Origin of the sequence: Vibrio harveyi, assembly GCF_030060435.1 — a bacterium.
In the GTDB taxonomy this organism is placed as follows: Bacteria; Pseudomonadota; Gammaproteobacteria; order Enterobacterales; family Vibrionaceae; genus Vibrio; species Vibrio harveyi.
The window spans coordinates 703,416-715,466 of sequence record NZ_CP125875.1; the positions used below are offsets into that span (position 1 = coordinate 703,416).

10 protein-coding genes are annotated in these 12,051 nt (G+C 46.1%); 8 read left to right on the forward strand and 2 right to left on the reverse strand.

All coding sequences use genetic code 11. The features are described from left to right. The first annotated feature begins 21 nt into the window (after window positions 1–21). The 4 genes from oppD to QMY49_RS03295 all read left to right on the forward strand — a co-directional run bounded on the left by oppD (window position 22) and on the right by QMY49_RS03295 (window position 4,521). Window positions 22–993: an ABC transporter ATP-binding protein gene (gene oppD, locus QMY49_RS03280; RefSeq protein WP_005444728.1), complete on the forward strand. Its 972-nt coding sequence runs from the start codon at window positions 22–24 to the stop codon at window positions 991–993. Next, complete coding sequence (gene oppF / locus QMY49_RS03285) at window positions 990–1,982, forward strand: murein tripeptide/oligopeptide ABC transporter ATP binding protein OppF (RefSeq protein ID WP_009698507.1); 993 nt, start codon at window positions 990–992, stop codon at window positions 1,980–1,982. The genes oppD and oppF overlap by 4 nt, the downstream gene beginning before the upstream one ends. A 184-nt stretch (window positions 1,983–2,166) precedes the next feature. Further along, entirely contained in the window at window positions 2,167–3,111 is a 945-nt protein-coding gene (locus QMY49_RS03290) for a glutathione S-transferase family protein (RefSeq protein WP_283312768.1), read from the forward strand. Window positions 3,112–3,246: 135 nt separating this feature from the next. Next, window positions 3,247–4,521: an MgtC/SapB family protein gene (locus QMY49_RS03295; RefSeq protein ID WP_283312770.1), complete on the forward strand. Its 1,275-nt coding sequence runs from the start codon at window positions 3,247–3,249 to the stop codon at window positions 4,519–4,521. Window positions 4,522–4,592: 71 nt separating this feature from the next. Here the strand turns inward: QMY49_RS03295 and pta are convergent, their stop codons facing one another. Further along, window positions 4,593–6,758: a phosphate acetyltransferase gene (pta, locus tag QMY49_RS03300; protein ID WP_005439640.1), complete on the reverse strand. Its 2,166-nt coding sequence runs from the start codon at window positions 6,756–6,758 to the stop codon at window positions 4,593–4,595. A gap of 138 nt (window positions 6,759–6,896) precedes the next feature. After that, window positions 6,897–8,093 (reverse strand): acetate kinase, encoded by a 1,197-nt coding sequence (locus tag QMY49_RS03305; protein ID WP_005444740.1) that lies wholly within the window; start codon window positions 8,091–8,093, stop codon window positions 6,897–6,899. Between the two features lie 345 nt (window positions 8,094–8,438). Between QMY49_RS03305 and yfbV the strand changes: the two genes are divergently transcribed. The 4 genes from yfbV (at window position 8,439) to QMY49_RS03325 (ending at window position 11,954) form a co-directional block, all read left to right on the forward strand. Next, entirely contained in the window at window positions 8,439–8,891 is a 453-nt protein-coding gene (yfbV, locus tag QMY49_RS03310; RefSeq protein WP_005444743.1) for a terminus macrodomain insulation protein YfbV, read from the forward strand. Window positions 8,892–9,206: 315 nt separating this feature from the next. Further along, window positions 9,207–10,172 carry an ABC transporter substrate-binding protein gene (locus tag QMY49_RS03315; RefSeq protein WP_005444747.1) on the forward strand — a complete coding sequence of 322 codons (966 nt, stop codon included), beginning with the start codon at window positions 9,207–9,209 and terminating at the stop codon, window positions 10,170–10,172. A gap of 55 nt (window positions 10,173–10,227) precedes the next feature. Next, window positions 10,228–11,163 (forward strand): ABC transporter permease, encoded by a 936-nt coding sequence (locus tag QMY49_RS03320; RefSeq protein ID WP_005444749.1) that lies wholly within the window; start codon window positions 10,228–10,230, stop codon window positions 11,161–11,163. Beyond that, complete coding sequence (locus QMY49_RS03325) at window positions 11,160–11,954, forward strand: ABC transporter ATP-binding protein (protein WP_005444750.1); 795 nt, start codon at window positions 11,160–11,162, stop codon at window positions 11,952–11,954. The genes QMY49_RS03320 and QMY49_RS03325 overlap by 4 nt, the downstream gene beginning before the upstream one ends. The last annotated feature ends 97 nt before the right edge of the window (window positions 11,955–12,051 follow it).

The window sequence follows — 12,051 nt, forward strand, 5'->3', positions numbered from 1 at the left end:
GAAAGAATAAAGGAAGCAATGATGAGTTTATTAGATGTCAAAGATCTGCGCGTCGAATTTACCACGCAAGATGGTATCGTAACCGCAGTAAACGATTTGAACTTCTCTCTGAATCAAGGCGAGACCCTAGGTATCGTAGGTGAGTCTGGTTCAGGTAAGTCACAAACTGTATTCGCAATCATGGGTCTACTGGCTAAGAACGGTATTATCTCTGGTAGCGCGAAATTTGAAGGTCGAGAAATCCTTAACCTTCCAGAAAAAGAGCTTAACAAGGTTCGAGCGGAACAGATCGCTATGATCTTCCAAGACCCGATGACCTCTCTTAACCCATACATGAAAGTCAGTGATCAGCTAATGGAAGTACTGATGCTGCACAAAGGTATGGGCAAAGCAGAAGCATTCGAAGAGTCTGTTCGTATGCTTGAAGCGGTAAAAATCCCAGAAGCTCGTAAGCGTATCACTATGTACCCACACGAGTTCTCGGGCGGTATGCGTCAACGTGTAATGATCGCAATGGCGCTGCTGTGTCGTCCAAAACTGCTTATTGCGGATGAGCCAACAACGGCATTGGACGTTACGGTTCAAGCGCAGATCATGGATCTGCTGAACGAACTGAAATCTGAGTTCAACACTGCAATCATCATGATCACGCACGACCTTGGTGTTGTTGCAGGTTCATGTGACAAAGTACTGGTTATGTACGCGGGTCGTACCATGGAGTACGGCACAGTGAACGAAATCTTCTACAACCCAAGCCACCCATACGCAGAAGGTCTATTGAAGGCTATTCCTCGTCTAGATACAGAAGGCGAGATTCTGCCAACGATTCCTGGCAACCCGCCAAACTTGCTTCGTCTACCACCTGGCTGTCCTTACCAAGATCGCTGCCATCGCGTGATGGATCGTTGTAAGCGTGAAGCACCAATTCTGACGCCATTTGGTGATGGTCGTCAGCGTGCATGTTTTTCTGAATGGGAGGCTTGGAGCAAATGAGTACAGATAAAAAGCTAATTCTGGATGTATCTGATCTGAAAGTTCACTTCAGCATTGCATCAAAATCTGCGTGGCCTTGGTCAAAACCGTCAAGCCTAAAAGCGGTAGACGGCGTAAACGTTCGTTTATACGAAGGCGAGACCCTTGGTGTAGTAGGCGAGTCCGGTTGTGGTAAATCGACATTTGCTCGCGCCATCATTGGTCTGGTGGAAGCAACAGACGGTGAAGTGGTTTGGTTGGGTCAAGATCTGACAAAAATGAAAGACGTCCAACGTCGTGAAACGCGTAAAGAAATCCAAATGATTTTCCAAGATCCTCTGGCTTCTCTTAACCCACGTATGACGGTTGGTGACATCATCGCTGAACCATTAGAAACATTCTACCCAGAGCTGACTAAGCAAGAAGTGAAAGACCGCGTAAAAGAGATGATGGCGAAGGTAGGTCTTCTACCAAACGTTATCAACCGTTACCCACACGAATTCTCTGGTGGTCAGTGTCAGCGTATTGGTATCGCACGTGCTCTGATTTTAAAACCTAAGATGATTATCTGTGACGAGCCAGTATCAGCACTGGATGTATCGATTCAGGCTCAGGTAGTTAACCTATTGAAAGAGCTGCAAAAAGAGCTTGGTCTTTCATTGGTGTTCATTGCGCACGATTTATCAGTTGTGAAACACATTTCTGACCGCGTACTGGTTATGTACCTAGGTAATGCTGTGGAGCTGGGTGAAGCAGATGCGTTGTTTGCAGATCCAAAGCACCCATACACTCGTGCACTAATGTCTGCTGTGCCTATTCCAGATCCGGAAATTGAACGCAGTAAGAAGATCCAGATGTTAGAAGGTGATCTACCATCTCCGATCAGCCCACCATCGGGCTGTGTATTCCGTACTCGTTGCCCTCAAGCAACGGATGAATGTGCAAAGACAAAGCCAAATATCCAAGGTTCTGATATTCATGCAGTTTCTTGTTTGCACGTAGCAGTGTAATTAAATTCGGCCTGTGACGGGCTTAAGCGCGGCTCCTTTTATAGGGTCGCGCTTTTTTTATGCCTACGATCTAGGCTTGATTTAGTTCATTCGAAATTCTTGAACAAGTTGAACTAAGCGGTTGGATTTTAAGCTTTGCATGATTCGCTAATATAGTGGAAAACAGAATCTGAGGAGAGCAGTCATGGGTAAGTTAGTTGAAGGTGTTTGGCACGATGTATGGTACGACACTAAATCAAGTGGCGGTAAATTCGTGCGAGAAGATGCAGGGTTTCGCAACTGGATTAAAAACAAACCGGATGCAACCTATCAACCAGAGTCTGGTCGCTATCACTTGTATGTTTCACTTGCTTGTCCTTGGGCGCACCGAACGTTGATTTTTCGCAGTCTCAAAGGGTTAGAAAAACACATCTATGTCACAGTGGTGTGTCCTGATATGCTAAACGAGGGCTGGCAGATGGGACTGCCTGAGCCATTATTTGGTCACTCCCGTATGCATCAAATTTATACTGAAGCTAAACCGGATTACACTGGTCGAGTTACAGTGCCAGTATTATGGGACAAGAAGACCAATACCATTGTGTCGAATGAATCGTCAGAAATCATCCGAATGTTTAACTCTGAGTTTAATGAGCTAACAGGCAATCATGATGATTATTACCCGGAGCAACTTCAAAGTGTGATTGACGAATGGAATGATTACATCTATCCAAACGTGAATAACGGTGTTTATCGTTGCGGGTTTGCCACAACTCAAGAGGCGTATGAAGAAGCTTTTGATTCACTCTTTGATGCTTTGGATAAAATTGATGCCCATCTCGCGACGCATCGCTACTTAGCAGGTAATAAAATCACTGAAGCGGATTGGCGCTTGTTTACTACTCTTGTGCGTTTTGACGCGGTGTATGTTGGTCATTTCAAGTGTAATAAACAACGTATTGCTGATTACGCAAACATTCAAGGTTATTTGAAAGAGCTGTATCAAATAGAGGGTGTGGCAGAAACCACGGACTTCTACCACATAAAGCGTCACTATTATTTTAGCCATACTGGCATCAACCCAACACAAGTGGTACCGAAAGGTCCTGAATTAGATTTGGATTCACCTCATGGTCGAGAATCTATCTAAGTTTAAAACCTCTAAGAAAAGCGCCATTTGATGTGGCGCTTTTCTTTTTTCTCAATATCTTCTTAGCATCACAGCTTCTTCCTACCAATCACATAAACTGATGATATAACAACCGATCTTTGACCGAGGTGGGGTATGGATATCAATGAGTTTGTCAGTGGCGAGCATCTAATTTGGAATCTGTTTGTTGCTCTGCTTTTGGGTGCGATTGTGGGAACACAACGTGGCTGGGTGATGCGTAATAGCGTCGAAGGCAGTCGCGTTGCAGGTATCCGCACCTTTTCTTTAGTCGGTTTGCTTGGTGGCTTGGTTGGGATTCTTGCCAATCTGTATACGCCTTTGCTACTCGGCTTTGCTCTTATTGCCTTGGTTATTCTTGCTTGCATTGCGTTTGTTATTCAGCAGAAAAAGAGTGAAGACATCAGCATTACTGGTGTCGTCAGTTTAGTCATTACGTTTGTTCTTGGTAGTTTGGCTGTATCCGGTGAGCCGGCTCTTGCTGCGGCAGCTGCCGTTATCACCGCAGTTGTTCTGGACAACAAGAGAGAACTTCATCAGGCGCTTCAACGCCTCCAAGAGTACGAGCTTGATGCCGCTTTGCGCCTGCTGCTCATTTCCATCGTCTTGTTGCCGCTCTTACCTAATCAAGCTTACGGTCCTTGGAATGCACTTAATCCTTATGAGATTTGGTGGATGGTGGTGTTGATTGCCAGTATTTCATTTGTGGGCTACTTTGCGATTAAAATTGGTGGGGCGAAGCGAGGCATTTTGTTTACTTCTGTCTTCGCTGGCTTAAGCTCATCTACTGCGCTCACACTGCAGTTCTCCCATCTTTCACGCGAACAATCGAGTATCAGCCCTTTGCTAGCAAGCGGCATACTATTGAGTTGCGGTACCATGTTTCCTAGGCTGCTAATTGTGCTGTCAGTGATTAACCCTCAGTTAGTGACATTGTTGTGGCCCATCGTCATGATTATGATGATTGCTCTTTACTTCCCTGCTTGGTGGATATGGCGTCGAAGTGAGGTAGGGAAGGTGGAACAATCAAATAAACAAACCAATCCTTTGGCATTGCAATCGGCGTTGTTCTTCGGTGTCGTATTGGCTGTGATTATGCTGTTATCGCATGCACTGTCTGATCTGTTTGGTAATGCTGGTGTTCTGATACTATCTGCGCTATCCGGCATTACAGATGTCGATGCTATTTCCCTTGCTCTTGGGCGACAAAGTACCCAAACCCTAAGTGTGGAAACCGCGGCACTGGGTATTCTGATCGCGGCATCAGTCAATACAGTGGTGAAAATGGGGATGGTTGTCGCAATAGGGGATAAGGCATTGTGGAGAAGAGTTGCACCCGTCATGGTTGGATGCGTGCTTTCTGGCGCTATTTTGTTTTTGGCTTTGTATTGATTTATCCGAACACGAAATGAAAAAAAACCTCGCCGTGGCGAGGTTTTATTATTTTGGAAGAAGCGAAGTTATTAGTTAACTGCTTTTTCTTTTGCTTGGTCAGCTTGATCTGCCTGAATCGCAGTTAGAGCAACTGTGTACACGATATCGTCTACTAGTGCACCGCGAGATAGATCGTTTACAGGCTTGCGCATACCTTGAAGCATTGGACCGATAGATACTAGGTCTGCTGAACGTTGTACCGCTTTGTAAGTCGTGTTACCAGTGTTTAGGTCTGGGAATACGAATACTGTCGCTTTACCTGCTACTGGAGAGTTAGGCGCTTTAGAAGCTGCCACGTTTTCCATGATTGCTGCGTCGTACTGTAGAGGACCGTCGATCACTAGGTCTGGACGTTTCTCTTGAGCAATCTTAGTTGCTTCACGTACTTTATCTACGTCTGCACCCTTACCAGATTCACCAGTAGAGTAAGAGATCATAGCAACGCGAGGGTCGATACCAAATGCCGCTGCAGAATCAGCAGATTGGATAGCGATTTCAGCAAGCTGTTCAGCTGTTGGATCTGGGTTGATCGCACAGTCACCGTAAACCAATACTTGATCAGGTAGCAGCATGAAGAATACAGAAGATACGATAGACGCATCAGGTGCAGTCTTGATGATTTGGAACGGAGGAACGATAGTGTTTGCTGTGGTGTGAACCGCACCAGAAACTAGACCGTCTACTTCGTCGTTCTCAAGCATCATTGTGCCTAGGAATACTGAATCTTGTAGCTTCTCACGAGCAACAACTTCAGTCATACCTTTCGCGCCACGTAGCTCAACTAGACGAGCAACGTAGTTTTCACGAACTTCATCAGAGTTGATGATAGTTACGCCAGCACCTAGCTCAACGCCTTGTTGTGCAGCAACGCGACGGATTTCGTCTGGGTTACCTAGAAGCACACATTCAGCGATACCGCGCTCAGCACAGATAGCCGCAGCTTTAACTGTACGTGGCTCGTCACCTTCAGGAAGAACGATACGTTTGCCAGCTTTACGAGCGAACTCAGTTAGCTGGTAACGGAATGCTGGAGGGCTTAGACGACGAGACTTCTGAGTACCTTCAGTCATAGACTCGATCCAGTTACCGTCGATGTGACCAGCAACGTGCTCGTTGATGAACTCAATACGCTCTTTATCGTCTGCAGGTACTTCGATAGAGAAGCTCTGTAGGTTTAGAGAAGTCTGCCAAGTGTTACCTTGTGCTTTGAAGATCGGTAGACCAGTTTCGAACGCTGGCTTACAAAGACCAGTGATCTCTTCAGGGATGTCGTAACCGCCAGTCAATAGAACTGCACCGATATCAACACCGTTCATTGCTGCAAGTGCTGCTGCAACGATTACGTCTGGACGGTCTGCAGAAGTAACAAGTAGAGAACCTGGTTTGAAGTGCTCAATCATGTTTGGCAGAGAACGTGCACAGAAAGTGATGCTCTTAATACGACGAGTCGCAATGTCACCTTCGTTGATGATGTCAGCATTTAGGTGCTGAGCCATATCGATAGCACGAGTAGCGATCAGATCGATGCTCCATGGCACGCAACCTAGTACACGAATTGGAGAAGTGTTGAAGATTTCCATCACTTTCATTTCGTTTTGCTTCGCGCTGTCTGCATCGTCAAAGATTTCAGATAGGTCAGGGCGAGTACGACCAGCTTCGTCAACAGGTGCGTTTAGCTTGTTGATGATTACGCCAGAGATGTTCTTGTTCTTAGTACCACCGAAGTTAGAACATGCTACTTCGATGCGCTCTTTAAGTTGAGCTGGGTTATCTGTACCAGGAGTTGCAACAAGAACGATTTCCGCGCCTAGAGTCGCTGCGATTTCCGCGTTCACTTGGTTAGCGAATGGGTGCTTACGAGTTGGTACTAGGCCTTCGATAAGCGTTACGTCTGCATCTTTGTTGATTTGGTTGTAACGCTCAACAACAGTTTCTAGCAGCTCGTCCATGTTGTCGTTACCGATTAGGCTTTCAGCAACAGACATCGCTAGTGGTTGACCGATCTTCATATCGCTGTTGTAACCAACGATAGTTGAAGTTAGATCAGGTTGATCACCGCCAGAACGTGGCTGTGAAATTGGTTTGTAGAAAGAAACCTTAACGCCTTTGCGCTCCATTGCGCGAAGAACACCCATGCTTACGCTAGTTAGACCAACACCAGCACTTGCAGGGATAAGCATAATAGTACGAGACATTCGTAGAGTACCTTTAGCTATTGGGGGATAAAAGCTCAACTCTTATTCCATGAATAATTCAGAGAATAGGAGTTAAGCCCCTAAGAAATTCTTTTGGAAGAAAAACTGGCTAGCCGAGTGGCTAGCCAGTTCAATCTATTAAAGACCTGCTAGGCGTGCAGTGTCTTCAGCAATTACTAGCTCTTCGTTAGTAGAGATAACCATTGCTGGGATACGGCTGTTAGCTGTAGTGATAGTACCTTCGCCGCCAAAACGTGCTTTAAGGTTAGCTTCACCATCAACTTCGATACCGAAGATACCTAGACGGTTTAGAACCATTTCACGGATAGGACCAGAGTTTTCGCCGATACCGCCAGTGAACGTGATTGCGTCTAGACGACCTTCCATAGAAGCAGTGTAACCAGCTACGTACTTAGCTAGACGGTGACAGAACACGTCCATTGCACGAGTTGCTTCTTCTTTCTCACCGTAGTTGTCTTCAACGAAACGACAGTCAGAAGTCACTTCAGTTAGACCAGCAAGACCAGACTCTTTAGTTAGCATGTTGTTGATTTCTTCAACAGAGTAACCTAGAGCGTCGTGTAGGTGGAATACGATAGCTGGGTCGATATCACCACAACGAGTACCCATTACTAGACCTTCAAGAGGAGTAAGACCCATAGAAGTGTCTACAGATTGACCGTTCTTGATTGCACAAACAGAAGCACCGTTACCTAGGTGACAGTTGATGATGTTTACTTCTTCAACTGGCTTGTTTAGTAGGCCTGCAACTTCACGAGTGATGAATAGGTGTGAAGTACCGTGCATGCCGTAACGACGGATACCGTGCTCTTTGTATAGTTTGTATGGAAGAGCGTATAGGAAAGACTCTTCAGGCATAGTTTGGTGGAACGCAGTGTCGAATACAGCAACGTTTTGAAGCTCTGGGAAGTTGTGTTTAGCAGCTTCGATACCGATGATGTGCGCTGGGTTGTGAAGCGGTGCGAAAGTCGCAGCGTCTTGAATACCTTTTAGTACGTCATCAGTGATTAGTGCAGATTGAGTGAACTGCTCACCACCGTGTACGATACGGTGACCGATAGCGCCTAGGTTAGCTTTAAGCTCTGGCTTAGAAGCAAGAATAGTTTCAACCATGAACGCTAGTGCTTCTTCGTGTGCTGCACCGTTGCCTAGTTGAGCTTCGTGTTTACCGTCAAGTTTCCACTTGATACGTGCTTCAGGAAGGTGAAGACATTCAGCAAGACCTGATAGGTGCTCTGCACCTGTTTCTGCATCAACAACAGCAAATTTAAGAGAAGAACTACCGCAGTTTAAAACTAAAACTAGCTTAGACATGTGTGACTACCTGTTATTCGTCTGATCAAAATCAGTTAAAGGATGAAAAATTAATCACAAGAATAGACGATACCGCCAAGGGTGCGTACTAATCTTGGTCAAAAATTGTTCTAATTCCGTATAAATGAATAGTGATGAACCCATCCACCACTATGAAGCGATCCGTGCAGAATAAAATCTCGGAGTTGCTTAAATTGTAAATAACGGCAACAATGAGATTGAGGGTCTGCAAAGGATAGCGATAATAGGCAATGATAACAAAAAAATTTTGAAAGAATATTAACTTTCATCAATTTTTTGCGCCTTCAGTTGAAATGTTCAACTATTTTTTAGTGAGAGAGCGGTATGAGCAAACAAGTCGGATTGATCCATAGCCTGAAAGACGGCCAGAGTTACATGGAGATCTGGCCGGTTCGTAAAGAGCTGAACGCCATTTTTCCCGAACAACGCATTATTAAAGCAACACGCTTTGGCATTAAAGTGATGCCAGCGGTTGCAGCAATCAGTGTGCTCACTCAAATGGCTTTTAACAATTATGATGCGCTTCCTCAAGCCATTGTGGTTGCACTGTTCGCAATCAGCATGCCACTGCAAGGCATGTGGTGGTTGGGCAGCCGTTCCAATACTAAGTTGCCACCTGCTTTAGCATCGTGGTATCGAGAGCTGCACCAAAAAATTACCGAAACAGGATTTGCTTTAGAGCCTGCTAAAGCGCGTCCAAGATATAAAGAGCTCGCAGTAATTTTAAACCGAGCTTTTCGCCAACTGGATAAGACTTCATTAGAGCGTTGGTTCTAATCTTCTTGTTCGGTCATCAACTCATTGAAATGGAGTGTGCTTTTAGCCACTCCATTTTTTATGCCCGCAACATGGTTTTTTACTCTTTGCTTATTTGTAATCACCGCCTCTCGTGCCGATTGTGAGATCACAAATGTTACTTTGTTGTTAAATCTTACTTTTCTTTCCTGAGACTTAGCGTTAATAATGATAATTAGATGCACAAAAAGTGCGCAGCTATAAACACAACATCCCATCTTCTACTTCAAAGACTCGTGAGTACGTCAGCAACATTGTGCTTGCAGTTCAAGGACGAAGAAACATCAAGGAGTCATGATGAAAACAAAACGTTTACTCGCCATTGCTATTCTTGCTACGACCACGGCTTTTTCTTCCGCTAGCGTTCTGGCTAAAACCGCGACAGTCGCGGTATCACAGATTGTTGAACACCCTGCTTTGGATGCAACTCGTCAAGGGTTGTTAGACGGTCTGAAAGCCAAAGGGTATGAACAAGGGAAGAACTTAGAGTTTGACTACAAGACAGCGCAAGGTAATCCAGCAATCGCCGTTCAGATCGCACGCCAGTATGTAGGAGAAAGCCCAGACGTCCTCGTGGGTATAGCAACGCCATCAGCACAAGCTTTGGTCTCTGCGACTCGCTCTATTCCTGTTGTGTTTACTGCAGTGACGGACCCTGTTGGTGCCAAGTTGGTCAAATCGATGAGTCAACCAGGAAAGAATGTCACAGGACTCTCTGATTTATCTCCGGTCGCACAGCACGTTGCGTTGATTCAGGAAATCTTACCTTCGGTGAAATCCATTGGCGTGGTTTACAACCCAGGGGAAGCAAATGCCGTCACCTTGGTACAGTTATTGAAAGAGAGTGCAGAGTCAAAAGGATTAAAAGTTGTGGAAGCGACGGCACTGAAAAGCGCAGATGTACAATCTGCAACTCAAGCTATTGCAGCGAAATCGGACATCATTTACGCACCAACAGATAACACGGTTGCAAGCGCGATTGAAGGAATGATCGTTGCCGCAAACCAAGCGAAGAAACCGGTATTTGGAGGCGCGACGTCATATGTTGAGAAAGGGGCTATCGCAAGCTTAGGTTTTGACTACTACCAAGTCGGTGTTCAAACAGCCGATTACGTGGCAGCTATTCTTGAAGGGCAAGATCCGGGTAAGTTAGATGTAAAAGTGGCGACGGGCTCCGATCTTGTCGTGAATGAAGGCGCGGCAAGTAAGCTTGGTATTCAATTGCCAGGTTCTGTTGTGAAACGTGCAACTAGTATGCAGTAAGCGTTGTTTTTAGGTCGGTGTTCTGCCGACCTGATTTATGCAGAAAGGAGCAGTTATGTCTGCATTTGCTTTTTTTGGTGCGCTCGAGATAGGGCTTATCTACGGCTTGGTCGCTTTGGGCGTTTACCTTACGTTTCGTGTCCTTGACTTTCCGGACCTAAGCGTTGACGGTAGTTTCCCTATGGGGGCGGCTGTTGCAGCAACAGCCATCGTTGCGGGCATCAACCCTTGGTTAGCAACGGGACTGGCGATAATCGCTGGTGGCATGACCGGGTGGGTCACCGCTTTTCTTGCCGTTCGTTGCGGCATCCTTCATCTTCTTGCCTCAATCCTGACCATGATTGCGGCATTTTCCATCAACATCCGCATCATGGGAAAACCGAATATGGCGCTACTAGGCGAAGATACGATTCTGACGCCTTTTGAAGCCATGGGAGATGCAATGTACATCCGACCATTGGTCGTGGGCGTATTGGTTTTACTCTCTGCGTTATTTGTTGTGCGCCTTCTAAATAGTGATTTTGGTTTAGGGTTAAGAGCAACAGGCGTAAACGCTCGAATGGTCGCGGCACAAGGAGCCAGTACGGGATTCTACACGTATTTTGGTTTGGCATTATCCAACGGGTTTGTGGGTTTTGCTGGGGCTCTGTTTGCTCAAACAAATAGCTTTGCCGATGTCACGTCTGGTGTAGGGACGATTGTGGTTGGTTTAGCGGCGGTGATCCTTGGTCAGACTTTGATTCCAGGACGCAAAATCTGGGTTGCTGTTTGCGCGGTAATTATTGGTTCGGTGCTGTACCGTCTGGCGGTTGCTTTTGCGCTGAGTTCCGGCATGTTTGGTTTGCAAGCATCGGATCTAAATCTGGTGACAGCGGTGCTGGTGGCGGTCGCTCTAATTGCACCGAAACTTAAACAGAGGATGAAAGCAAAGCAGCGAGTGAGTAATGCCAAACAAGCGGCATCCAAAAACGGCTCAGGGGAGGCGCTATGATTGAACTTAATGACATTCAGGTGACGTTTAACCCTGGTACGATTTTAGAAAATCGAGCCTTAAAGAGCGTGTCCCTAGAGGTTCCTGAGCATCAATTTCTTACGGTGATTGGCTCTAACGGTGCGGGGAAATCAACTCTACTCGGAGCCGTGACGGGGGAAACGCCAATGATTGGCGGAAAGGTGATCATTGATGGGAAAGACGTGACACGGAAAACCGTTGCTCAGCGTGCTACTCAATGTGCGAGGGTGTTCCAAGACCCATTGGCTGGTACATGTGGCGAACTTTCCATCGAAGAAAATATGGCGCTTGCTTACATGCGAGGAAAACGTCGTGGTTGGGGAATGGCTCTTTCTACTAAACGCCGTAAGCTGTTTCAGGAACGCATCAGCATTCTTGGCTTGGGGTTAGAAGATCGCTTAGGTGACAGCATTGGTCTACTCTCAGGAGGACAGCGACAGGCTGTCAGCCTTGTAATGGCAACACTTTCAGACAGTAAGCTGTTGTTGCTTGATGAGCATACCGCCGCGTTGGACCCTCGTATGGCAGCGTTTGTTATTGATTTAACTAAACGCATTGTTACTGAGTTCGACCTTACTGTGATGATGGTGACGCATTCCATGAAAGACGCGTTAGCGTGTGGTGACAGAACCGTCATGCTTCACCAAGGTGAAATAGTGCTAGATGTGGCAGGGGAGCAACGTAAAAATATGCAAGTTCCCGACTTGCTTGAAATGTTCTCTAAAGTGCGCGGAGAAGAGCTGGCTGACGATAGTCTCCTACTAAACTAGCATTGACTGCTCACATCGACTACGCCTACCAAACGTGATCCTCCTTAAGAAAATGACCCATACGGTATTTTTAAAAGGAGGATTTTTAGGCAGAAGC